This window comes from Allosphingosinicella indica (genome assembly GCF_900177405.1).
In the GTDB taxonomy this organism is placed as follows: Bacteria; Pseudomonadota; Alphaproteobacteria; order Sphingomonadales; family Sphingomonadaceae; genus Allosphingosinicella; species Allosphingosinicella indica.
The window spans coordinates 2,176,230-2,198,167 of sequence record NZ_LT840185.1 but is presented as its reverse complement, the minus strand read 5'-3'; the positions used below and the strand labels follow the sequence as shown (position 1 = coordinate 2,198,167).

General features: G+C 67.1%; 22 protein-coding genes. 17 read left to right on the top strand and 5 right to left on the bottom strand.

The annotated features are described in order from the left end of the window. Positions 1 to 3: 3 nt before the first annotated feature. A complete protein-coding gene (locus B9N75_RS10940; protein WP_085218831.1) occupies positions 4 to 1,152 on the top strand; it encodes a glycosyltransferase family 4 protein in 1,149 nt (382 codons plus the stop codon). On the opposite strand, the gene B9N75_RS10935 is transcribed toward B9N75_RS10940, so the two are convergent. Beyond that, positions 1,149 to 1,358 carry a DUF2218 domain-containing protein gene (locus B9N75_RS10935; protein WP_157123804.1) on the bottom strand — a complete coding sequence of 70 codons (210 nt, stop codon included), beginning with the start codon at positions 1,356 to 1,358 and terminating at the stop codon, positions 1,149 to 1,151. The genes B9N75_RS10940 and B9N75_RS10935 overlap by 4 nt on opposite strands. 80 nt (positions 1,359 to 1,438) lie before the next feature. Next, entirely contained in the window at positions 1,439 to 2,065 is a 627-nt protein-coding gene (locus B9N75_RS10930; protein ID WP_425292393.1) for a PadR family transcriptional regulator, read from the bottom strand. A gap of 110 nt (positions 2,066 to 2,175) precedes the next feature. On the opposite strand from B9N75_RS10930, the gene B9N75_RS10925 reads away from it, so the two are divergent. Together B9N75_RS10925 and B9N75_RS10920 are read left to right on the top strand one after the other, a co-directional pair. After that, positions 2,176 to 3,498 (top strand): replication-associated recombination protein A, encoded by a 1,323-nt coding sequence (locus B9N75_RS10925; RefSeq protein ID WP_085218829.1) that lies wholly within the window; start codon positions 2,176 to 2,178, stop codon positions 3,496 to 3,498. After that, complete coding sequence (locus tag B9N75_RS10920; RefSeq protein WP_085218828.1) at positions 3,491 to 4,849, top strand: serine hydrolase domain-containing protein; 1,359 nt, start codon at positions 3,491 to 3,493, stop codon at positions 4,847 to 4,849. The genes B9N75_RS10925 and B9N75_RS10920 overlap by 8 nt, the downstream gene beginning before the upstream one ends. A gap of 1 nt (position 4,850) precedes the next feature. Here the strand turns inward: B9N75_RS10920 and ubiG are convergent, their stop codons facing one another. Next, complete coding sequence (ubiG, locus tag B9N75_RS10915) at positions 4,851 to 5,576, bottom strand: bifunctional 2-polyprenyl-6-hydroxyphenol methylase/3-demethylubiquinol 3-O-methyltransferase UbiG (protein WP_085218827.1); 726 nt, start codon at positions 5,574 to 5,576, stop codon at positions 4,851 to 4,853. Positions 5,577 to 5,664: 88 nt separating this feature from the next. On the opposite strand from ubiG, the gene B9N75_RS10910 reads away from it, so the two are divergent. The 6 genes from B9N75_RS10910 to tilS all read left to right on the top strand — a co-directional run bounded on the left by B9N75_RS10910 (position 5,665) and on the right by tilS (position 13,139). Continuing rightward, complete coding sequence (locus B9N75_RS10910; RefSeq protein ID WP_085218826.1) at positions 5,665 to 6,906, top strand: aspartate kinase; 1,242 nt, start codon at positions 5,665 to 5,667, stop codon at positions 6,904 to 6,906. Positions 6,907 to 6,977: 71 nt separating this feature from the next. Beyond that, positions 6,978 to 8,012, top strand: a complete 1,035-nt coding sequence (locus B9N75_RS10905) for an NAD(P)H-dependent flavin oxidoreductase (protein ID WP_085219586.1) — start codon at positions 6,978 to 6,980, stop codon at positions 8,010 to 8,012. Between the two features lie 55 nt (positions 8,013 to 8,067). Further along, positions 8,068 to 10,338: a phosphoenolpyruvate--protein phosphotransferase gene (ptsP, locus tag B9N75_RS10900; protein WP_085218825.1), complete on the top strand. Its 2,271-nt coding sequence runs from the start codon at positions 8,068 to 8,070 to the stop codon at positions 10,336 to 10,338. Positions 10,339 to 10,405: 67 nt separating this feature from the next. After that, positions 10,406 to 11,221, top strand: coding sequence for a helix-turn-helix domain-containing protein (locus B9N75_RS10895; RefSeq protein ID WP_085218824.1), 816 nt, complete (start codon positions 10,406 to 10,408; stop codon positions 11,219 to 11,221). Positions 11,222 to 11,294: 73 nt separating this feature from the next. Beyond that, entirely contained in the window at positions 11,295 to 12,146 is an 852-nt protein-coding gene (locus tag B9N75_RS10890; RefSeq protein ID WP_085218823.1) for a tetratricopeptide repeat protein, read from the top strand. A gap of 48 nt (positions 12,147 to 12,194) precedes the next feature. After that, positions 12,195 to 13,139 carry a tRNA lysidine(34) synthetase TilS gene (gene tilS, locus B9N75_RS10885; RefSeq protein ID WP_085218822.1) on the top strand — a complete coding sequence of 315 codons (945 nt, stop codon included), beginning with the start codon at positions 12,195 to 12,197 and terminating at the stop codon, positions 13,137 to 13,139. A 3-nt stretch (positions 13,140 to 13,142) separates the two neighbouring features. Here the strand turns inward: tilS and B9N75_RS10880 are convergent, their stop codons facing one another. Then, on the bottom strand, positions 13,143 to 13,547 hold the full coding sequence (locus B9N75_RS10880; RefSeq protein ID WP_085218821.1) for a hypothetical protein: 405 nt from the start codon (positions 13,545 to 13,547) through the stop codon (positions 13,143 to 13,145). 207 nt (positions 13,548 to 13,754) lie between these two features. Between B9N75_RS10880 and ftsH the strand changes: the two genes are divergently transcribed. Continuing rightward, positions 13,755 to 15,698 carry an ATP-dependent zinc metalloprotease FtsH gene (ftsH, locus tag B9N75_RS10875; protein ID WP_085218820.1) on the top strand — a complete coding sequence of 648 codons (1,944 nt, stop codon included), beginning with the start codon at positions 13,755 to 13,757 and terminating at the stop codon, positions 15,696 to 15,698. 5 nt (positions 15,699 to 15,703) lie between these two features. Continuing rightward, positions 15,704 to 16,069: a hypothetical protein gene (locus B9N75_RS10870; RefSeq protein WP_085218819.1), complete on the top strand. Its 366-nt coding sequence runs from the start codon at positions 15,704 to 15,706 to the stop codon at positions 16,067 to 16,069. Between the two features lie 9 nt (positions 16,070 to 16,078). Here the strand turns inward: B9N75_RS10870 and B9N75_RS10865 are convergent, their stop codons facing one another. After that, positions 16,079 to 17,218: a DUF3667 domain-containing protein gene (locus B9N75_RS10865; protein WP_085218818.1), complete on the bottom strand. Its 1,140-nt coding sequence runs from the start codon at positions 17,216 to 17,218 to the stop codon at positions 16,079 to 16,081. A 93-nt stretch (positions 17,219 to 17,311) separates the two neighbouring features. On the opposite strand from B9N75_RS10865, the gene B9N75_RS10860 reads away from it, so the two are divergent. The 6 genes from B9N75_RS10860 (at position 17,312) to B9N75_RS10835 (ending at position 21,894) form a co-directional block, all read left to right on the top strand. Next, positions 17,312 to 17,989 (top strand): nicotinate-nucleotide adenylyltransferase, encoded by a 678-nt coding sequence (locus tag B9N75_RS10860; protein ID WP_085218817.1) that lies wholly within the window; start codon positions 17,312 to 17,314, stop codon positions 17,987 to 17,989. Next, positions 17,961 to 18,350, top strand: a complete 390-nt coding sequence (gene rsfS, locus B9N75_RS10855; protein WP_085218816.1) for a ribosome silencing factor — start codon at positions 17,961 to 17,963, stop codon at positions 18,348 to 18,350. The genes B9N75_RS10860 and rsfS overlap by 29 nt, the downstream gene beginning before the upstream one ends. A 4-nt stretch (positions 18,351 to 18,354) precedes the next feature. Beyond that, positions 18,355 to 18,777 carry a 23S rRNA (pseudouridine(1915)-N(3))-methyltransferase RlmH gene (locus B9N75_RS10850; protein ID WP_085219584.1) on the top strand — a complete coding sequence of 141 codons (423 nt, stop codon included), beginning with the start codon at positions 18,355 to 18,357 and terminating at the stop codon, positions 18,775 to 18,777. Between the two features lie 3 nt (positions 18,778 to 18,780). Beyond that, entirely contained in the window at positions 18,781 to 19,935 is a 1,155-nt protein-coding gene (locus B9N75_RS10845; protein ID WP_085218815.1) for a murein hydrolase activator EnvC family protein, read from the top strand. Positions 19,936 to 20,018: 83 nt separating this feature from the next. Continuing rightward, on the top strand, positions 20,019 to 21,377 hold the full coding sequence (locus B9N75_RS10840; RefSeq protein ID WP_085218814.1) for a S41 family peptidase: 1,359 nt from the start codon (positions 20,019 to 20,021) through the stop codon (positions 21,375 to 21,377). 25 nt (positions 21,378 to 21,402) lie between these two features. After that, positions 21,403 to 21,894, top strand: a complete 492-nt coding sequence (locus tag B9N75_RS10835) for a disulfide bond formation protein B (RefSeq protein WP_085218813.1) — start codon at positions 21,403 to 21,405, stop codon at positions 21,892 to 21,894. The last annotated feature ends 44 nt before the right edge of the window (positions 21,895 to 21,938 follow it).

The following is a 21,938-nucleotide window of genomic DNA, read 5'->3' as shown; positions in this document are numbered from 1 at the left end:
GCGATGGACGCCTCGGACCTTCGGATTGCCCTCTTCAGCGGCAATTACAATTACGTCCGCGACGGGGCGAACCAGGCGCTCAACCGGCTGGTCGGCTATCTGCTGAAGAAGGGCGCCGCGGTCCGCATCTACTCGCCGACCACCGACACCCCCGCTTTCCCGCCGACCGGCGATCTCGTCTCGATCCCGTCCCTGCCGCTGCCGGGTCGCAGCGAATATCGCGCGCCGCTATTTATCCCCGCCTCGGTCAAGCGCGACGTCCGCGCCTTCCGGCCCGATATCGTCCATGTCGCCAGCCCGGAGATACTCGGCCACCGCGCGGTGACGATGGCGCAGAGGATGGGTCTGCCTGCGGTCGCATCGGTGCACACCCGTTTCGAGACCTACCCCCGCTATTACGGTCTCGGTTTCCTCGAACCGCCGATGCTGGTCGCGCTGCGGCGCTTCTACCGCCGCTGCGACGCGATCTTCGCGCCTTCGGATTCGATGGCAACGCTTCTGCGCGCACAGCGGATGAACGACCATGTCGGTATCTGGACCCGCGGCATCGACCGGACGATGTTCGATCCCGGCCGCCGCGATCTCGCATGGCGGCGATCGCTCGGCATCGGCGACGAGGAGGTCGCGATCGGCTTCGTCGGCCGGCTGGTGATGGAGAAGGGTCTCGACGTCTTCGCCGCTGCGGTGAAGGCGCTCAAGGCGCGCGGCGTGGCGCACCGCGTGCTGATCGTCGGCGACGGCCCCGCCGGCCCGTGGTTCCGGGAGCATGTGCCCGACGGTGTGTTCGCGGGCTTCCAGCAGGGCACCGATCTCGGCCGTGCGGTCGCGTCGATGGACATGCTGTTCAACCCGTCGATCACCGAGACGTTTGGCAATGTGACGCAGGAAGCGATGGCGGCGGGGCTACCCGTCGTCGCCGCGCGCGCGACCGGCAGCGAAAGTCTGGTACGCGACGGCGTCACGGGTACGCTGGTAACCCCCGGCGCGGTCGAGCAGTTCGCCGACGCGCTCGCTTTCTATTGCGAGAATGACGAAGCCCGCCGCGCTGCCGGGCGGGCGGGCTTCGAAGCGACGGCCCACAGCGGCTGGGACGAGGTCAACCAGGCGCTGGTGGACGGCTATCTCGACGTGCTGAAACGCCGCGGCCGCTAGGCCGGGCGCCAGTCGAACGCCAGCGGCACCTCGCGGAACGCGAAGCGATCGAGGTGCCGTGCCACTACGTCCTGCATTTGGGTGAGCTCGACGCCGTCCGGCGTCTCGATCCGCACCTGCAACGCGTCCGGCTCCGCAGTCATGAACGCCACAGCGCCGCTCGGAAAGGACACCCGCCCTTCCCTTTTGTCGAACTCAACCGGCATCTTGTGCGCCCAATGTTTGCAGAGCTACTGCAGGTAGCGGCTGCCGCTCGCGGTCGGCACGGAGGCAATGCTCGCGCCGCTTATTTCAGCCGCTCGATCTTGCTCGCGGCTTCGTCGATGATCGCGGCGATCTCGTGCAGCGTGTCGTCGTCTACGTCCTCGCGCGCGAGGCGGTGGAAGAGGACCGATGCGATATTGCCCATCGCGCGGCGGATCGGCGCCTTGCCGGTCTTCTTGCGTTCGGCCCCCGCATCGGACAGGCGCGCCAGCAGCGCTTCGACCTCGTCCGCACGTTCCTCGAGATGCGCGCGGCCTTCCGCGGTGGCGGTGAACGCCTTGCGAGATCCCTCGGCCTTCACCTCCTCGATCAGCCCCATGTCTTCGAGCATGGTGAGTGTCGGATAGACGACGCCGGGGCTCGGCGCGTAGGCGCCATGCGTCAGTTCCTCGATCGCGCGGATGAGGTCATAGCCATGACGCGGCTCGTCGGCGATGAGCTTCAGGAGGACATGCCTCAGCTCGCCGCTCTCGAACATGCGTCGCCGGCCGCGGCTGCCGCCGCCGCGACCGCCGAAGTCCGCGCCCCAATCACCCCATCCGCCGCCGAAGCCGCCACGCGGCCCGCCGCCCCAGCCCATGGCTAGAACCGCCGCTGGAAATCGTCCGCGTCCGTGGCCGCCGCAACCGCGCTTGTGATGCCAACCCATAGTTCCAATCCTTTATATCCGAGTCGATCTTAGATATATCTTGTGTTATCGCGACCGACAAGGGACCGGCGAAATTTGGCTCGCGGCGGCGTCGATCCTATCTATCGGCGATGGCCGACCTCTTCGCCGACGATCCTCCTGCCTCCCCGGCCGCTGCGGCGGACGCCGGAGGACCGCTTGCCGATCGGCTGCGGCCCGGCACGCTCGCGGATGTCGTCGGCCAGGAGCATCTCACCGGCGCCGACGGCGCGATCGGGCGGATGGTCGCGGCGGCCAAATTGTCGTCGATCATCCTGTGGGGGCCGCCCGGCACCGGCAAGACGACGATAGCCCGGCTTCTCGCCGACGCGGTCGGCCTGCGCTTTGTGGCGATTTCGGCTGTTTTCTCGGGTGTTGCCGATCTCAAAAAGGTATTTGCCGAAGCGAAGGAGCATCGCCGGATCGGGCGTCAGACCTTGCTGTTCGTGGACGAGATCCACCGCTTCAACCGCGCACAGCAGGACGGCTTTCTGCCTTATGTCGAGGACGGCACCGTCGTGCTGATCGGTGCGACGACCGAGAACCCGTCGTTCGAACTTAATGCCGCGCTGCTGAGCCGTGCGCAGGTGCTGATCCTCAATCGGCTCGATGCCCGCGCGCTCGGCCTGCTGCTCGACCGCGCCGAAACCCTGATGGAACGCCCGCTGCCGCTCACACCTGAGGCGCGCGACGCGCTGCTCGCGACCGCCGACGGCGATGGCCGCTTCCTGCTCAACCAGGCCGAGACCCTGTTCTCGATCGCGCTGGAAGAGCCGCTCGATCCGGCCGGCCTGTCGGCGCTGCTGCACCGGCGCGTCGCGGTCTACGACAAGGATCGCGAGGGGCATTACAACCTCATTTCCGCGCTCCACAAGGCGATCCGCGGCTCCGATCCGCAAGCGGCGCTCTATTATCTCGCGCGGATGCTGGTCGCCGGCGAGGAGCCGCTCTTCTTGCTGCGTCGCCTGACGCGCGCCGCGGTCGAGGACATCGGCCTCGCCGATCCGCAGGCGCTCGTCCAATGCATCGCGGCGAAGGACAGCTATGATTTCCTCGGCTCGCCGGAGGGCGAATTGGGGATCGTCCAGGCGTGCCTATATCTCGCCACCGCGCCCAAATCGAACGCGACCTACATGGCTCAGAAGGCGGCGTGGCGGTCGGCGCGCGAGACTGGATCGCTGATGCCGCCCAAGAATATCCTCAACGCACCGACCAAGCTGATGAAGCAGATCGGCTATGGCCAGGGCTATGCCTACGACCATGACGCGCCGGAGGGCTTTTCGGGCGACGATTACTGGCCCGAGGAGATGGCGCCGCAGAGCTTCTATGCGCCCTCCCCGCGCGGGTTCGAGGCGAAGATCGCCGAGCGGCTGGCCTATTGGGACAGCCTGAGGCAGAAGCGGCAGGATGATTAGCCCGACGCTCGCCGCCTCCCTTCTCGCTCTCCAGTCCCCAGCCACCGCAGCCGCTGCGCCGAGCGAAATGGATCGCGCCATCGCGGCGGGATACAAGGCTTCGATGCTCTGCTCCGGCATCTTCAACGCCGGCCGCACCGAAGCGCAGGTCGAGGCGGTCGAGCTGAAGGGCATCTATCGCGAGTATCAGCCGATCGTCGACACGCTGAAGGCGAATGTCGACCGCGAGCGCGGGACGGTGAGCGTCTCCTACGGCGCGGGCGCGCCGCGGATCGCGAGTTGGGTCGCTGGCCAGGGCTGCATCAACTGGCCGGTCGGCTGGAGTGCCGCAGCGATTGCGCACGACCGGCCCGTCCCGCCCGCCGGGGCCGATCCCCGCCCCTGGCCGCAGGGTGACGGCGGCATCGCTCCAAAAACGCCGGCATCGCTCGCCCGCGCAGTCGCTAAGGCGTTCGACGCCGACGGATTCGGCGCCGGCACGCGCAGCGTTGGCGTCGTCGTTGTTCGCGACGGCACGGTTATCGCCGAGCGCTATGCAGACGGCTTCGGCCCCTTCGTTTCCAACCGCACCTGGTCGGTCGCCAAGAGCCTTGCCGGGACCATGGCCGGCATTGCAGTGCATCAGGGCGCGGTCGAGCCCGATCGCCCCGCCGCCATCCCCGAATGGCATCGCGACCGCGCCGATCCGCGCGCGCCGATCACGCTCGACAGCCTTTTACGTATGGCGAGCGGGCTCGGCAGCGATACGGCAGGCAACCGCACCGACGCGCTCTATTTCGGCGGCGTCGCGGTCACCGACGAGGCGACGAACTGGCCCGTCGCGGCCAGGCCGGGTACGGTCTATCGCTATGCCAACAACGATACTTTGCTCGCCATGCGTGCCCTCCGCGAGGCCATGGGAGACGTGCGCTATGCCCGGCTGCCGCAATCGCTGTTCGGCCCGCTCGGCATGAAGCACACCGTCGCGGAAACTGACTGGCGCGGCAATTACATCCTGTCGAGCCAAGTCTGGTCCACGGCGCGCGATCTTGCGCGGTTCGGGATGCTTTATCTAAACGACGGCGTCTGGAACGGCACGCGGCTGCTGCCCGAAGGCTGGGTAAAATATGTCACGACGCCATCCGGCCCGCAGCCCGATGACCGCGAGTTCGGCTATGGCGCGACCTTCTGGCTGCTGAACCGCTCGCCGGGCGTCCCCACCGACGCCTACGCCGCCTTCGGCAATCGCGGGCAATATGTCGTCATCGTGCCGAGCCGAGAGACCGTCATCGTCCGCCGCGGCGAAGATCCCGCGGGCTCCCCCTTCGACATCGCCAAATTTACCGCCGAAGTGCTGGCGGCACTGAAATAGATCAGCGCTTCGCGGTCAGGAAATAATCCAGCGCCTTATTGTCCGAGAGCGTGAAGCCCCGCGTCGGGCTGAAGGCGAGGCCGGTCACGTCGGTGACTTCCAGCCCGGCATCCTTAACCAGCCTGGCCAGCTCCTCGGGCGTCAGGAAGGCATCCCAATCATGCGTCCCGCGCGGGATCCGCCCGGTCGCCTCGGCGAGTCCGACCATCAGGAGCCGCGACGCCGCCGTCCGGTTCGGCGTCGAGAGGATCAGCAGACCGCCCGGCGCGAGCGCCGCCGCGAGCCCGGCGACGAAGGCCGCGGGATCGGTGACATGCTCGACTACCTCCAGCGAGGTGACGAGATCGTAGGCCCGCGGCTCCAGCGTATCGACGCTGCCCTGCCGGTAGTCGATCGCCAGCCCCTGCCCCTCCGCGTGGAGCCGTGCGACCGCGATATTCTCGGCCGCTGCATCGACGCCCGTCACCGCCGCGCCGAGGCGGGCGAGCGGCTCCGCGATCAGGCCGGCGCCGCAGCCGACATCGGCGGCGCGCTTGCCTTTGAGCGGATGGCGGCCGGTCTCATCGGCGTTCCAGTGATGATCGATGCGGTCGCGGATGTAGGACAGCCGCGCCGGCCCCATCTTGTGGAGCATCGCCGAGCTACCCTTGGGATTCCACCAATCTGCCGCGAGCTTTCCGAAATGCCCGGCTTCCTTGGGATCGATCGTGTTCGGCTGCGTGCTCATGGCCTCTTCCTAATCGCTCGCGCGGCGCTTGTCGAAGCTGGTGAAGGGAGATTGCCCTCGCCGCCCGCCGCACCTATCAGCACCGCGCATGGCGCGCATCGTGATGAAATTCGGCGGCACCTCGATGGCGGGGATCGAGCGCATCCGCCACGTCGCGGGGCTGGTTCGGCGCGAGGCGGAGGCCGGCAACCAGGTCGCCGTCGTCGTTTCGGCAATGGCGGGCGAGACCGACCGGCTCGTCCAGCTCTGCCGCGAAGCCGCATCGCTCTACGATCCGCGCGAATATGACGTCGTCGTTGCGAGCGGCGAGCAGGTGACGAGCGGTCTCCTCGCGATCACGCTACAGGGTATGGGGCTGAATGCGCGCAGCTACATGGGCTGGCAGCTCCCGATCCGCACCAGCCCCGCGCATTCGGCGGCGCTGATCGACGGGATCGACGTGGACGTGCTGGAACGCGTGTTCGACGGCGGGGGCATCGCCGTCATCCCCGGCTTCCAGGGCGTCGCCGCCGATGGCAGCGTCGCGACGCTCGGGCGCGGCGGATCGGACACGTCGGCAGTCGCGCTCGCCGCGGCGATGCGCGCCGACCGCTGCGACATCTATACCGATGTCGACGGCGTCTACACAACCGATCCGCGCATCGTGCCGCGGGCGCGCAAGCTCGCCGCCGTCACCTATGAGGAGATGCTGGAGCTCGCCAGCGTCGGCGCAAAAGTGCTGCAGACCCGCTCGGTCGGCCTCGCGATGCGCGAGAAGATGCCGGTGACGGTGCTGTCGTCCTTCGAGGACAAGCCGGGAACGATGATCGTCGACGACGATCGGATCGAGGAATTGGACATGGAACGTCAGCTCATCACGGGCATCGCCTATGACAAGAACGAAGCGCGGGTAACGCTCACCGGCCTCCCCGATCAGCCGGGTGCGGTGGCGGCGATCTTCGGCGCGCTGGCCGAGGCTAATATCAACGTCGACATGATCGTCCAGTCGGTGCCGCGCGCCGGCGAGCCCTCGGTGCTGACCTTCACCGTCCCCACCGCCAGCCTGCCGCAGACGACCGAGGTGCTGGGGCGGATCAAGAGCGAGGTCGGCTTCGGCGAGGTGCTGACCGACACCAATGTCGTCAAGGTCTCGGCGGTCGGCGTCGGCATGCGATCCAACGCCGGTATCGCGGCGCAGATGTTCCGCGCGCTCGCTGATCGCGGGATCAACATCCTCGCCATCACCACCAGCGAGATCAAAGTGAGTGTGCTGATCGCCGAGGAGTATACCGAGCTGGCGGTGCGCGTCCTCCACACCGCCTACGGGCTCGACGCGGACGACGACGCCTGACCTGCCCCCCTTCGGCAAGCGAGGGTTGGGATGCGCGGAAGTCTCCGCTAAGGCTCCGCGATATGAACGATATGCTCCCTGCCGGATCCGTGACCGGTCACGACCGCCTTGCCCGCCTGATGTCGCGCGGCGCGGATTTCCTCGGCTGCCGCTATGCGATCCTGGGCGGGGCGATGAGCTGGATCAGCGAGCGCAATCTCGTATCGGCCATCTCCAACGCCGGCGGCTTCGGCGTGATCGCGTGCGGGGCGATGACGCCCGCGCTGCTCGACACCGAGATCGCCCAGACCAAGGCGCGCACCGACCGGCCGTTCGGCGTCAACCTCATCACCATGCACCCGGATTTGGTCGAACTGATCGACGTGTGCGGCCGCCACGGGGTGAGCCATGTCGTGCTGGCGGGCGGCCTGCCGCCCCCTGGCGCGCTCGATAGGATCAAGGCGACCGGCGCGAAGGTGATCTGCTTCGCGCCCGCGCTCGCGCTCGCCAAGAAGCTTACGCGCTCTGGCGTCGATGCGCTAGTGATCGAGGGCATGGAGGCGGGCGGACATATCGGCCCGGTCTCCACCGCCGTTCTGGCGCAGGAAATATTGCCCGAAGTTGCTGCCGAGGTTCCGGTGTTCGTCGCCGGCGGCATCGGCCGAGGCGGACTGATCGCGGGCTTCCTCGAAATGGGCGCCGCCGGCGTGCAGCTCGGGACGCGCTTCGTCTGCGCAGACGAATGCATCGCCCATCCCAATTTCAAGAAGGCCTTCATCCGCGCCTCGGCGCGCGACGCCATTCCTTCGGTGCAGATCGATCCGCGCCTGCCCGTCATCCCAGTGCGTGCGTTGAAGAACAAGGAGATGGAATCCTTCTCCGCCAAGCAACGCGAAGTTGCCGCACTGCTCGACGCAGGCACCGTCGAGATGGCCGAGGCGCAGCTCCAGATCGAACATTATTGGGCCGGCGCTCTCAAACGCGCGGTCATCGACGGAGACGTAGAGAGCGGATCGGTGATGGCGGGCCAATCGGTCGGCATGGTCAAGCAGGAAGAGCCCGTCGCCGCGATCATCGCGACGCTCGTCGAAGAAGCGGCAGCCGCCTTGGAGCGGCGATCCGTTTGAAGCCCGCGCGCTCGCAATGATTGGCCGCCGCGCGCCTTTCTGTTAGCCGGGTTTCATGCCAGCCGCCTCCGCCGCATCGTCTCGCGAGATCCTGAAAGGGCTGCACGCGGTCATGGCTTCGCGCGCGGCGGCGCAGGCGAAGCTCAACAAGGTCGTCAAGATCATCGCCGAGGCGCTGTCGAGCGAGGTCTGCTCGATCTACATCCTGCGCGACGGGATGCTGGAGCTGTACGCGACACTCGGCCTCAACCAGAGCGCCGTCCATGTGACCAAGCTTTCGCTCGGCGAAGGCCTAGTGGGCGCGATCGCGCGCGACGCGTCGGTGCTCAATCTCGACGAGGCGGCGGGACATCCCGATTTCGCCTATCGCCCGGAAACCGGCGAGGAGCTGTTCCACAGCTTCGCCGGCGTGCCCATCGTCCGGCGCGAGCGGGCGATCGGCGTGCTCGCGGTGCAGCATGCCGATCCGCGCGGCTATGACGACCTCGAGATCGAGGCGCTGCAGACGGTAGCGATGGTGCTTTCCGAGCTTATCGCCAACGCCGGACTCGCCGACCGGGCAACGGGTGCGACCGACGCGGCGCGCGACGGCGGGCCGGTGCGCTGCATGGGGCTGAAGCTCGTCGCCGGAATGGCGCGCGGCCATGTCGTCTTCCATCAGCCGCGCGTGCTGATCGAGCATACCGTCGCCGAGGATACCGAGGCCGAGCGCCACCGCGTCTATGCCGCCTTCGACAAGATGCGCGAGCAGATCGACAATATGACGAGCATGGCCGAATTCGGCACCGCCGGCGAGCATCAGGAGATCCTCGAGACCTACAAGATGTTCGCCTATGACGAGGGCTGGTCGCGCCGGATCAACGAGGCGATCGACAGCGGCCTGACCGCCGAGGCGGCAATCGAGCGCGTCCAGCAGCGCACCCGGATGCGGATGCGGCAGATCGACGATCCGCTGCTGAAGGAGCGGATGCACGACCTCGACGATCTCGCCAACCGGCTGCTCCGGATCGTCTCGGGACAGCTCGGCACCGCCGCGCAGATGGGCATTCCGCGCGACGCGATTTTGATCGCGCGCAACCTCGGGCCCGCAGAGCTGCTCGAATATGATCGGCGACACCTCAAGGGCGTGATACTTGAGGAAGGCTCGCTCACCGCGCATGTCACCATCGTTGCGCGCGCGATGGGCGTGCCGATGCTCGGCCGATGCCGCGATATCCGCCAGCTCGTCGGCGAAGGCGATTACGTGCTGCTCGACGCTGACGAATCCACCGCCTTTGTCCGCCCCAGCAACACCGTCGAGGAAGCGTTCGACGCAAAGCTCGTCACCACCCAGAAGCGCCGCGCCGAATATGCCGCGATGCGCGAAAAACTGCCGGTGTCGAAGGACGGCGAGCGGATCACCGTGATGGTCAACGCGGGCCTCCGCGACGACGTCGCCGCGCTGGCGGTCACGGGCGCCGACGGCATCGGGCTGTTCCGCACCGAGTTCCAGTTCCTCGTCTCCGCGACCCTGCCGCGCCGCGAGAGCCAGCAGCGGCTCTACCGGTCGGTGCTCGATGCCGCCGGCGACAAGCCGGTGGTGTTCCGCACCGTCGACATCGGCGGCGACAAGGCCTTGCCCTATCTCGACACCGATCATGACGACGAGAATCCGGCGATGGGGTGGCGCGCGCTTCGCTTGGCGCTGGGCCGTGACGCGCTGATGAAGGCGCAGGCCCGCGCGCTCTTGGAAGCCGGCGCAGGCCGCGAACTCCGCGTCATGTTTCCGATGGTCTCCGAGCCCTGGGAATTCGACGCCGCCAAAGCGCTCGTCGAGGGGCAGCGCAAATGGCTGGCGGACCACCGCAAGCCGCTGCCGACGAAAATACGCTACGGTGCAATGCTCGAAGTGCCCGCTCTGGCGGAAACGTTAGACGTGCTCCTCCCCAAGGTCGATTTCCTGTCGATCGGCACCAATGACCTGACCCAATTCCTGTTCGCCGCCGACCGCGCTAACCCGCGGCTCGCCGAACGTTACGACTGGCTGAGCCCGGCGATCTTGCGCTTCCTGCGCCGTGTCGTCACGGCGTGCGATGCGGCGGACGTGCCGGTCGCGGTGTGCGGAGAGATGGGCGGGCGGCCACTGGAGGCGATGGCGCTGATCGGCATCGGCCTCCGCCGCCTGTCGATCACCCCCGCCGCGGTGGGGCCGATCAAGGCGATGGTCCGCTCGCTCGATATCTCCGCGCTTGTCCCGGATATCCGCACGCTGCTCGATGCACCGAATGGCGACTTACGCGGCGCGTTGACCCGCTGGGCCGAACAGAAGGCAGTCCTGATCGGCTGAATACCGCAGATCGGTTGACAAGGCAGGCGCCCGCTTGTGACAAGGCTTGCGGATCAGGGAAGGATGCATGGCCGAAAGCGAAGAGCAGGTATTTTCAGGCAGCGCGATCGGTTCGCGGCTTAGATCGGCGCGTGAAGACAAGGGCATGACGCTGGAAGACGTCGCCAACCGCACACGCATTCCGACACGGCATCTCGAAAAAATCGAGGCTGGCGATTGGGACGCGCTCCCCGCCGCCACCTATACCGTCGGCTTCGCCCGCTCCTTCGCCGATGTCGTCGGATTGAATGGCAACGAGATCGCCAATGCCATCCGTGCCGAGATCGGACACAACCGGCGCCCGGCCGTCGCGCCGATCTACGAACCGACAGATCCTGCGCGCGTGCCGCCCAAGGGACTGGTGATCGCCGCCGGCGCGTTCGCTCTGCTGCTGGCTGTCGGCTATGGCGTGTGGCGGAGCACCGCGTTCGACGATGGGGATGCGACGCAGGTCGCAGTCCAGGCGCCCAACGTCGCGGTGCCCAAGGCCGTCGCGCCGCAGCCGACGCCCGCGCCGGCAACCGACGGCCCGGTGGTGATTACCGCGACCGACGAGGTGTGGCTGCGCATTTACGAAGGCAACGGCGGTCCGCGCCTCAAGGAAGGCACGATGAAGGCGGGCGAGCGCTACGAGGTGCCCGCCACCGCTGCGGCGCCACAGATCCTGACCGGTCGCCCGGACGCGATCCAGGTGACGGTCGGCCCGACGGCGATCCCGCAACTCGGCCCGGCGCAGCGCACTATATCCAACGTGAGCCTCAAGCCCGCGGATCTCATCGCCCGGCTCGACGGTGCCAGCGCGGCGGCTCCCGTTCTGACGCCGAACGCCCGCTCGGCGCCCTAACCCGCTTCATCGTGGCGACAGCCGCGCGCCATTACCGTCAACCCGCGTTCCGACTTTTCCGGGGGAGTTTTCCATGCGTTTCCTGATCCTTTCCGCCCTGCTGCTGGCGGGCACCGCGACGCCGGCAATGGCCCAGCAGCAGATCGATCGCCGGATCGGTAAGCTGGAGGACGAGATGCGCGCGGTACAACGCCGGGTGTTCCAGGGCGCCCGGCCCGACCTGCAGCCTGAAATCAGCGCACCGCAATCGGGTGGCGGGATCGGTGGTATCCCTTCGCAAAGTGCGGTGTCCGATCTTACGTCCCGCGTCGATGCGCTGGAGAACCAACTGCGCCAGCTCACTGGCCAGGCAGAGGAAAACAACTTCCGGCTGAGGCAGTTGGAGCAGGATTTTCAGAGGCTGCGCGATCAGACGCAATCGACGCTTCAGCAGGTCCGCACACCCGCCCCCGCGCCGGCCCCTATCGCCGCACCCTCGACACCGACCCCGACACCCTCCGCCAGCGAGACGCCCGCCCCTGCCGCATCGACCGGCGATGCCGGGGAGGATGCCTATAATGCGGGGTATCGACTGTGGTCCGAAGGCCGCTTCGGCGAGGCGCAGCGCGCGCTGGAGGCGATGGCGAAGAAATATCCCAAGCATGCCAAGGCGAGCTGGGCGCGCAATCTGGCGGGCCGCGCCTATCTGGACGACGGCAAGCCCGCGACGGCGGCGAAGACGCTGCTCGCCAATTACCAGACCGATCCCAAGGGCGAGCGCGCGCCAGACAGCCTCTATTTTCTCGGCCAGGCGCTGGTTCAGCTCAAGAAGCCGGCGGACGCCTGCAAGGTTTACGACGAACTGCAGGACGTCTACGGCGCTAACATGCGGGCGTTCCTGCGCGAACGGCTGCCCAAGGCGCGCACCGACGCCAAATGTAGCTGAGGCGCACGCGTATCGCGCCGAACGGCTTTTCCCTAAGGTTCCGCCGAGATGCTGACGCCCACAGACCGTTTTGCTGCCGACCTTGTCGCCCTGTGGGCGGGTCAAGGCACGCTCGGGATCGCAGTTTCGGGCGGGCCGGATAGCCTCGCACTGCTGCTCCTCGCGGCCAGCGCTGTACCGGGGCGTATGGCAGCGGCGACAATCGATCACGGGCTGCGGACGGACGCTGCCGCGGAAGCCGCAATGGTCGGAGCGGTTTGCTGCGAGCGCGGCATTCCGCACGAGATTCTTGTACCGGGCTGGGATCAGCCGCCCGCTGCCAACATCCAGGCCGCGGCGCGCGTGGCGCGATATGCCGCGCTCGCCGAATGGGCTGCGCGAAACGGGATCGAAGCGGTGGCCACCGCCCATCATGCTGATGATCAGGCGGAGACATTGCTCATGCGGCTGGCGCGCGGCTCGGGGCTTGCCGGGCTGGCGGGTGTGCGCGCCGCCACTTGCCTGCCCGGCTCGTATATCGCGCTGATCCGGCCACTCCTTGGCTGGCGCAAGATGGAGCTAGAGGCGGTGGTCGCTGCTGCGGGCCTGACGCCGGCACACGATCCGACAAACAACGACTTTCGCTTCGACCGAACCCGCGCCCGATCGCTACTGGCCGATACGGACTGGATCGAGCCTCCCCGCCTCGCCGCCTCAGCCGCGCACCTTGCGGAAGCGGAAGAGGCTCTGTGCTGGGCTAGCCAAAACGCGTGGGACGAGCGAGCCGAAGCGCATAGCGATAGAGTGACGATCGATGCCAAAGGCCTACCGCGAGATCTCCAGCGCCGCCTACTGCTTCGGTGTTTCGCGCATCTCGGGGCTACGCCGCCCCGCGGCCCCGAACTTGGCCGCGTACTGAACGGCCTCGTGTCAGGATCGCTCGCCACGCTCGGCGGCCTGCAATTCCTGCCTGGCGATCGCTGGACCGTCCGCCGAGCGCCGCCGCGAAATTAACGCTTAATGGTGCGTGTCGTCGTGCGGAGCGCTGCCGTCGCGACCGCCACGCGTGCAGCGTGCGATTTCCTGCGGTTCGGCAGCGCTGATCGCCGACGCCTGCCGGATCGTCGCACCGAGACCGTTGGTGCTCCAATAGACGGTCTGCCCGTCCGGCCCCGCGCTGGCATAGTTCCGCCCGTATAGCGTGGGTGCGCTATCGAGCTTCCAGGTCGCACCGTCGTCGAACACCAGCTTGACCGTCGCCTTGGGGCCACCGCCTTCATAATAAGCGCGCAGAGACCGCGCGTCCGAACAGGTGAAGGGAATGCCTTTCGGCCCCATCTTCACCGGGCCCCCGCCCGAAGCGAGCGCCGTTCCCGGCGTAGCGAGTGACAGGCAGACGAACATGAGGATCGCGGTCTTCATCGGTCCGGCTCCAGCAAGTGACGCACGGAGAATCCGTCAAGCCGGCGTTACCGTCAAGCGCCTGCGCGACCGGGGCGCCGGATGCGGCGACGAGCACGCCGCATCCCGCATCTATAGCAAGCCGCCGTTCACCTCTGTTCCCTACATTGCCATCCGCCGATCAATGCCTATCTTGGGTGACGATCACGAAAAGGCGGACGAAGCGGGATGAGCGAAGACAAGGAACCGCAGGGCAATCCCTGGATGAAGAGCCTCTTCATCTGGGCGGGCATCCTGCTGGCGCTGGTATTGTTCGTGCAGGTCGTGGACGGCGGCAGCCGCTCGGGCCAGGGCGAAGGCATCGGCTATTCGGACTTCCTCAACCGCGTCGATGAAGGCAGCGTCCGCAAGGTCACGATCAGCGAGAATGTTATCGCCGGCGAGCTGACCAACGGCGAGAAGTTCCGCACCTATGCGCCCAATGACAACCGCTTGGTCGATCGGCTCAAGGAACGCGGCGTCGCTTTCTCCGCCGAGCCGGAACAGCAGACCAGCGTCTGGCTGATCCTCCTCTATCAGTCGCTGCCCTTCCTGCTGATCCTCGGCATCGCCTTCTTCGTGATGCGGCAGATGCAGAAGAATGCCGGATCCGGCGCGATGGGCTTCGGCAAATCCAAGGCCAAGCTGCTGACCGAGAAGCACGGCCGCGTCACCTTCGACGACGTTGCCGGCATCGACGAGGCGCGCGAGGAATTGCAGGAGATCGTCGATTTCCTGAAGGATCCGACCAAATTCGCCCGTCTCGGCGGCAAGATTCCCAAGGGCGCGCTGCTCGTCGGCTCGCCCGGCACCGGCAAGACCCTGCTCGCCCGCGCGATCGCAGGTGAAGCGAACGTCCCCTTCTTCACCATTTCAGGTTCCGATTTCGTCGAGATGTTCGTCGGCGTCGGTGCGAGCCGCGTCCGCGACATGTTCGAGCAGGCCAAGAAGAACGCGCCCTGCATCGTCTTCATCGACGAGATCGACGCGGTCGGCCGCCATCGCGGTGCGGGCCTTGGCAACGGAAATGACGAGCGCGAGCAGACGCTCAACCAGCTTCTCGTCGAGATGGACGGCTTCGAGGCGAACGAGGGCATTATCATCATCGCGGCAACCAACCGTCCCGACGTTCTCGATCCCGCACTTCTCCGCCCGGGCCGTTTCGACCGTCAGGTCGTCGTGCCGCGCCCCGATATCGAGGGACGCGAGAAGATCCTGGCCGTCCACATGAAGAAGCTGCCGCTGGCGCCGGACGTCGATCCGCGTACCATCGCGCGCGGCACGCCGGGCTTCTCGGGCGCCGATCTCGCCAATCTCGCCAACGAGGCGGCGCTGCTCGCTGCGCGCAAGGGCAAGCGCCTCGTCGCCATGAAGGAGTTCGAGGAAGCCAAGGACAAGGTGATGATGGGCGCCGAGAGGAAGTCCATGGTCATGACCGAGGACGAGAAGAAGGCCACTGCCTATCACGAGGCCGGCCACGCGCTCGTCTCGCTGCACGTCGACGGCTGCGATCCGCTCCACAAGGTGACGATCATTCCGCGCGGCCGCGCGTTGGGCGTGACCTGGAATCTGCCCGAACGCGACCGCTATTCGATGAGCATGAAGCAAATGAAGGCGCGGCTCGCGCTCTGCTTCGGCGGCCGCATCGCCGAGCAGCTCATCTACGGCGAGGACAGCCTCAATACCGGCGCTTCCAACGACATCCAGCAGGCGACTGACATGGCCCGCTCGATGGTGATGGAATATGGCATGTCCGAAAAGCTAGGCTGGCTGCGCTATCGCGACAATCAGGAGGAAGTGTTCCTCGGCCACAGCGTCGCGCGCAGCCAGAGCGTATCGGAAGAGACCGCCAGGCTCATCGATCAGGAGGTCCGCCGCTTGGTCGAAGAAGGCGAACGCGTCGCTCGTACCGTGCTCACCGATCATCTCGACGAGCTCCACAATCTCGCCAATGCTTTGCTCGAATTCGAGACGCTGACCGGCGAGGAATCAAAGAAGGCGATCCGTGGCGAGGATATCGGCCGCGAAGATCCGTCGAACAAGCGCCCGGTGCTGCCGGTGGCGGGGTCGTCGATCCCGAGCACCAAGCGGCCGCGCGGCGGGCTTGGCGGCCCGGCTCCACAGGGCGCGTGACGGTCATGCGGGCGCTTCTGCCGGTGCTGCTCCTTGTAGCGGCGCCGGCAAGCGCTCAGCAGGCTATGACCGTCGCCGATTTCCTGACCCGCGCCGACGCGCTGGAAAAACGCGGCGTGGCTGCACTGTTCACCGCCGATTACCGGGCGCTTCGCGACGAGGTGAAGGGCGCCGGGCTTGCGTTGCGCGCCGATCGGGCCGCGGCGGAGCGCGCCGGCCGCAAGCCGATCGCTTGTCTGCCCGAAGGCAAGGTGCCGGTCGATCGCGATGAAATGCTGGCCTACCTCCGCGCCATCCCGCCGGCACAGCGCGGCGTCACTGTCCGCGCCGCGTTCAACCGGCTGATGGCGCGCAAATATCCCTGCCCTTGAAGACCCGGCTCAGCCCAGCAACCCGCCCGTCAGCAGCAGCGAGAAGAACAGGCTGCCGGCGATGAAGGCGAAGATGATCAGCATGAAGGTGCGCCAGCCCGCGCTCCAGCGCGACAGCGAATAAGCGCCGCGAAGCTGACGATACATGTGCAGCGGCGGCACGATGAACATTGCCAGCTCGACGAAATCCTTGCCGAGCCCCAGCGGACGGACGAGCGTCAGCACGACGAGGCCGAGGCTCATGAAGGCGATCGAATAGGTCACGAATACGGTGTGATCGAAGCCGCGATATTTCCAGTAGCGGCGACGGTGGAGGAACATCATCCACACGAACGGCACCGATATGGGGATGAGTGCCCAGGAGAATTTATAGGCGTTGCTCTGCAGCTTGTAGAGCAGCAGTTTGGGGTTCTCGCTCGCCTTGTTGACCGTTGAATCGATCCAGCCGATGCCGGTCTGCACGCCCTCCACGCCTGGTTCGCGGTCGCCGGGAAGGGGCGCCTTCTCGAACGGCTTGGTGAATTGCTTCTCGCGCTTTTCGGCGGAATCGATCCGCCCCATCGCGCGCCGGAACAGCTTCTTTTCATCGGCGATCTCGCCACGAAGCTCGCGGATCGAGCCGTCGATTTCGGAGGTCGACTCGCCTGCTTTCACCGCCACGTCGCGCTTTATGACCAGCGCCCGGAGGTCACGCTCTTGGTCGCGCAGCGTCCGGCGATAATCCGAAATCTCTTCAGCGCGGTCCTTGGTGTGGCTGCTCGCCGGAAACGGCCCGCCGAGCAAGCTGAAAGTCGCGAACATCAGGAAGACCGAGAAGAGGAACATCGCCATCGGCGAGACGAATCGCGCGCGCTCCCCCGCGATATAGCGGCGGGTCAGTTCGCCCGGTTTCCAGGCGAGTAGCGGCAGCGTCCGCCAGGTCTTGCCCTCCAGATGCAGCACGCCGTGGAGCAGATCGTGGAAGAAGGCGCCGATGGTGCGGTGGATATGCTCGGGCTGGCCGCAATTGTAGCAATAGGCGCCGACGAGCGGGGAGCCGCAGTTGAGGCAGGTCTCTCCCTCGCCTTTGCGCGCTTCGCCAGCCGTCGGCTCGACCGCGCGGGCGAGCATCCCGCCGGTCACCGCCTCGCCGATCCCCTCTATCGCCATCGCCCTCTCCCTGCCCGCGCGCTTATGCCCCCGCCCGCGCGGCGCGTCGACCCGTCGCTTGCCGCCCTCCCGGCCAGCGGATAGTCCGGCGCGATGACCCCCACCGGCCTCCTCGGCGGATCGTTCAATCCGGCGCACCGCGGACATCGGCGGATCAGCATCTATGCGGCCGAGGCGCTCGGGCTGGACGAAATCTGGTGGCTGGTCTCGCCCGGCAATCCGTTGAAAGACCCGAAGGGCATGGCGCCCTTTCCCGCGAGGATGGCATCGGCACGGCAGGCGGCGCGACGGTTGCCTATCCGCGTCACGGGAGTCGAACGTGAACTCGGAACGCGATACACCGTCGATACGCTCGCCGCGCTCGTCCGCCGCTACCCGGAGCGGCAATTCATATGGCTGATGGGCGCCGACAATCTCCATCAGTTTCACCGCTGGCGCGACTGGCGGAAGATCGCTGCGCTCGTCCCCATTGCCGTAATCGCCCGGCCCGGATATGATGGCCGCGCCCATGCGGCACGCGCGATGGGATGGCTGCGGCGCTTCGTCCGGCCCGCAGGCCAAGCCAGGAAATGGATGACGTGGAGTGTCCCGGCACTCGTGTTTTTGAGATTGCCGCCCGACCCGACATCCGCAACCGGCATTCGCGCCGCTCATCCGCACTGGCACCGCGATTTCGTTTCGACCCAACAGGGCGCCCACCGCGACGGCGTGACGCGGCGGTTGCTCGGCTCCAGGAGGCACATTGCCCGCACCGACCCCCACTCCGCGTGAAGGCGGAGAGTTCGACCGCGTTTCGGCCCTGCACGATCTCGTGCTGCGTTCACTGGACGACGACCAGGCGCAGGAGGTCGTTTCGATCCCGCTCGCCGGCAAATCCAGCATCGCCGACCATATGGTCGTCGCGAGCGGCCGTTCGTCGCGCCAGGTCGCCTCGATGGCGCAGAAGCTGACGGAGCGGATCAAGCAGGAGCTTGGCCGGCCGGTCCGCGTTGAAGGGCTACCGATCGCCGACTGGGTGTTGATCGATGCCGAGGACGTGATCGTCCACCTCTTCCGGCCCGAAGTGCGCAGTTTCTACAATCTCGAGCGGATGTGGGCGTTCGAGGAGAATGCCGCCGCCGCTCGCAGCTAGGCCGTTGCTGCTCCACATCGTCGCGCGCGGACGGATCGGCCGGTCGGCCGAGGCCGAACTCGTCGATCGTTATCTGAAGCGCATCGCCTGGCCGGTGAAGCTCACCGAAATGCCCGAGACCGGGGGCAAGGCGCCCGCCCCCGCTCCGTCCTCCGTTACCGTGCTGCTCGACGAGAAGGGCGAGCAGCTTTCGTCGATGGAACTGGCGGCAAAGCTGGAGCAATGGCGCGACGGCGGACGACGGGAAGCACGCTTCCTCATCGGCGCTGCGGACGGTTTCAAAGAACTGGATCGCGCTTCCGCCGATCTCCTCATCGCCTTCGGCCGCGCGACCTGGCCGCATCTCATGGCGCGGGCGATGCTCGCCGAGCAGCTCTATCGCGCTACGTCGATCCTTGCGAACCATCCCTATCACCGCGAAGGATAAGCGATGCGTGCGCTGATCCTCGCCGTCGCTGCCCTGCCCTTCCTCGCGGGGGGCATCGCGCTTGCGCAGGGCGCAGAGGTGCGCAGCCTCGCGGTCGCCAAGGCGCAGTCCGAGGCGGCACAGCGCAAATCGGAGCAATTCCAGCGCCGCGCGGAAGCCGCAACCGACGCCGCCGCGCGGGCGCGTGCCAGCGCCTCGGCCGTGGCGGCGCGGATCGAAGCGGCCGAGGCCGACGTGACGGCGGCCGAAACGCGCGTCCGCATCGTCGAGGAGATGCGCGCCGGGCAACGCGCGCGGCTGGCCGAGCGGCAGGCGCCGCTGGTCCGCCTCATCGCGGCCCTCCAGATGCTCGGCCGCCGCCCTCCGGCGCTGGCACTCGTCCAGCCCGGATCGGTGGCAGACGTCGTCCACGTCCGCTCGGTCCTCGCCTCGACACTGCCGATCGTCGAGGCGCGCACCGCCGGGATGCGCGCCGAGATTGCGCGGAGCAACCGGCTGAGCCGCGATGCCGAAACCGCCGCCTCGGCGCTGGTCGCCGGGCGGCGCGAGCTTCAGGCCCAGCGCGTCGCCTTCGCGCGGCTCGAGCGCAGCCAGCGCGCCCGCGCCGACGTGCTGGCCGAATCGGCGCTCAGCGAATCCGATCGCGCGCTCTCCTTCGACGAGGAAGCGCGCGATCTGGCGGCGCTCGCCGATCGGCGCGATCACCAAGCGGCGGTCCAGCAGCGCCTCCTCGCGCTGGCCGAGCCGGTGCCGCGCCCGGGCCCCGTCCAGCGTGCATCGCGGCTCGCCGCCCCCGCCTACCGTCTCCCCGTCGAAGGCCGGATCCTGCGCGGGACCGGCGAAATCTCCGACGGCGGCATCCACGCGCGCGGGCTGACGTTCGCGACCGCGCCGGCCGCCGGCGTCTTCGCACCGTCGGCGGGCCGCATCGTCTATGCCGGGCGCTTCCGCGATTATGACGGCACGGTCATCATCGATCACGGCGGCGGATGGACGACCACGATCACCGATCTCGGCACCCTCGCCGTCAACGCGGGCGATACGGTGCGCCCCGGCGATGCGCTCGGCGCCGCCCGGCGCAGCGATCCGCGCATTTCCGTGGAGTTGCGGCAGGAGGGCCGTCCCTTCCCGATCGCCCCGTTGCTGTCGGGCGGATGAACGGCGTTCACCTGCTGTTTCTTTTCGCGCGGCTACAAAACGGGTAACAAGGCTTCTCCAGCGTCAGCAGGACTTTGCATTCGATGGCCAACACCCTTCTCCGCACCTTCGGCCTCGTCGGCGCCGTCGCCATTATCCCGGCCGTCGGCACCGCATTCGCCGCGGTGGATGTCGAGACCTACAAGCAGCTCGACGAGTTCATGAGCGTGTTCGAGCGCGTGCGGTCCGAATATGTCGAGAAGGTCGACGACAAGACGCTAATGCGCGGCGCCATCGACGGGATGCTCGCCAGCCTCGATCCGCATTCTTCCTATCTCGACGAGCGCGGCTTCCGCAACCTGATGACAACCACCGACGGCAATTACGGCGGCCTCGGCCTCACCGTGACGTTGGAGGACGGCGCAGTGAAGGTGATCGCCGCGACCGAGGACACGCCCGCCGCCAAGGCCGGGATCAAGGCCGGCGATTATCTCACCCATCTCGACGGCAAGCTGATTTACGGCGGCACCCTCGACGAGGCGGTGGAGCAGATGCGCGGCAAGCCCGGCACGCCGGTCAAGGTGACCGTTGTCCGCCCGGGCCGCGACAAGCCGTTCGACGTCACCATGAACCGCGCGATCATCGAGCTTCCCGCGGTGAAGTGGGAGGTGAAGCAGAATGTCGGCGTCATCAACGTCAACAGCTTCAACAAGACGACGACCGACCATGTGAAGGCGGCGATGATCGGCATCGACAAGGCGAACGGCGGCAAGCCGCTCGGCTACATCCTCGACATGCGCTCCAACCCCGGCGGACTGCTCGATCAGGCGGTGTCGCTCTCCGATCTCTTCCTTGAGCGCGGCGAGATCGTTTCGCAGCGCGGCCGCGGCAAGGGCGATATCGAGCGCTATTACGCGCAACCGGGCGATGCCGCAAACGGCCTTCCGGTCATCGTTCTCGTTGATTCGGGCAGCGCCTCGGCCGCCGAGATTGTCGCCGGCGCGCTCCAGGATCACCGCCGCGGGCTGGTGATGGGCGAGCGCACCTTCGGCAAGGGATCGGTGCAGACGCTTCTGCCCCTCGGCAACGAGACCGCGCTCCGCCTCACCACCGCGCGCTATTACACGCCGTCGGGCAAGTCGGTGCAGGAAGGCGGGATCACGCCGGATCTTGAAATCCCCCAGCTTTCCGACCCCGACTACAAGGCGCGTCCGCGCTTCCGCGAGGCCGATCTCCGCCGCCATCTCATCAACGAGATCAAGGTCGAAGACGACGTCATCCAGGACGACGGCAAACCCGATCCGCGCTTCGCCGCGACCGCCGAGGAGTTGAAGAAGAAGGGCGTCGAGGACTTCCAGCTCAAATATGCGCTCGATACGATCGCCCGGCTCGGCAGCCGCCAGGCCGCGGTCGCGGTGAACGTGCCGAAGCCTGCGGGCGCCGCGCCTTCGGGCACCCGCTGATCCGCGCGCGGCTGGGGAATTGCCGATGACCGGTCTGGAAAAGGCCCGCCTGATCGCGCTCGTCATGCCCTCCGCGCTTCTCGGCGGGGCGATCGGATCGCAATATATCGGCGGCCTGCACCCTTGCGAGATGTGCTATTGGCAGCGCTGGCCGCACCTCGTCGCCATCCTCTTCGCGCTCGCCAGCCTCGCGCTGCGCGGAGCGATGCCGGACAAGGGGCGCAGCCTCGTCTGGCTCGCCGGTCTTTCGATCCTGATCAGCGGCGCGATCGGCGTCTATCACGCCGGCGTCGAGGCGGGCGTATTCCAGGGCATCACCCAATGCTCCTCGGGGTTCAGCGGCGGCTCGACCCAGGACGTGCTGGCGCAGATCATGTCCACGCCGCTAATCCGCTGCGACCAGATCCAATGGTCGTTCCTCGGCATTTCGATGGCCGGATGGAACGCGATCCTCTCCGTCGCGTCTGCATTGGCGATAGCATGGTTCAGCCTCCGCCGCCCCCGGCCCCTCGCGTGACGCCCTCGCCCGCCCCTGCCTGGCGTCCGGGCGAGCCCCGCGCC

Bases quoted from the DNA above. Each gene is read 5' to 3' on its own strand.
- B9N75_RS10940 (WP_085218831.1), top strand. From the start codon at position 4: ATGGACGCCTCGGACCTTCGGATTGCCCTCTTCAGCGGCAATTACAAT.
- B9N75_RS10935 (WP_157123804.1), bottom strand. From the start codon at position 1,358: ATGCCGGTTGAGTTCGACAAAAGGGAAGGGCGGGTGTCCTTTCCGAGC.
- B9N75_RS10930 (WP_425292393.1), bottom strand. From the start codon at position 2,065: ATGGGTTGGCATCACAAGCGCGGTTGCGGCGGCCACGGACGCGGACGA.
- B9N75_RS10925 (WP_085218829.1), top strand. From the start codon at position 2,176: ATGGCCGACCTCTTCGCCGACGATCCTCCTGCCTCCCCGGCCGCTGCG.
- B9N75_RS10920 (WP_085218828.1), top strand. From the start codon at position 3,491: ATGATTAGCCCGACGCTCGCCGCCTCCCTTCTCGCTCTCCAGTCCCCA.
- ubiG (WP_085218827.1), bottom strand. From the start codon at position 5,576: ATGAGCACGCAGCCGAACACGATCGATCCCAAGGAAGCCGGGCATTTC.
- B9N75_RS10910 (WP_085218826.1), top strand. From the start codon at position 5,665: ATGGCGCGCATCGTGATGAAATTCGGCGGCACCTCGATGGCGGGGATC.
- B9N75_RS10905 (WP_085219586.1), top strand. From the start codon at position 6,978: ATGCTCCCTGCCGGATCCGTGACCGGTCACGACCGCCTTGCCCGCCTG.
- ptsP (WP_085218825.1), top strand. From the start codon at position 8,068: ATGCCAGCCGCCTCCGCCGCATCGTCTCGCGAGATCCTGAAAGGGCTG.
- B9N75_RS10895 (WP_085218824.1), top strand. From the start codon at position 10,406: ATGGCCGAAAGCGAAGAGCAGGTATTTTCAGGCAGCGCGATCGGTTCG.
- B9N75_RS10890 (WP_085218823.1), top strand. From the start codon at position 11,295: ATGCGTTTCCTGATCCTTTCCGCCCTGCTGCTGGCGGGCACCGCGACG.
- tilS (WP_085218822.1), top strand. From the start codon at position 12,195: ATGCTGACGCCCACAGACCGTTTTGCTGCCGACCTTGTCGCCCTGTGG.
- B9N75_RS10880 (WP_085218821.1), bottom strand. From the start codon at position 13,547: ATGAAGACCGCGATCCTCATGTTCGTCTGCCTGTCACTCGCTACGCCG.
- ftsH (WP_085218820.1), top strand. From the start codon at position 13,755: ATGAGCGAAGACAAGGAACCGCAGGGCAATCCCTGGATGAAGAGCCTC.
- B9N75_RS10870 (WP_085218819.1), top strand. From the start codon at position 15,704: ATGCGGGCGCTTCTGCCGGTGCTGCTCCTTGTAGCGGCGCCGGCAAGC.
- B9N75_RS10865 (WP_085218818.1), bottom strand. From the start codon at position 17,218: ATGGCGATAGAGGGGATCGGCGAGGCGGTGACCGGCGGGATGCTCGCC.
- B9N75_RS10860 (WP_085218817.1), top strand. From the start codon at position 17,312: ATGACCCCCACCGGCCTCCTCGGCGGATCGTTCAATCCGGCGCACCGC.
- B9N75_RS10845 (WP_085218815.1), top strand. From the start codon at position 18,781: ATGCGTGCGCTGATCCTCGCCGTCGCTGCCCTGCCCTTCCTCGCGGGG.
- B9N75_RS10840 (WP_085218814.1), top strand. From the start codon at position 20,019: ATGGCCAACACCCTTCTCCGCACCTTCGGCCTCGTCGGCGCCGTCGCC.
- B9N75_RS10835 (WP_085218813.1), top strand. From the start codon at position 21,403: ATGACCGGTCTGGAAAAGGCCCGCCTGATCGCGCTCGTCATGCCCTCC.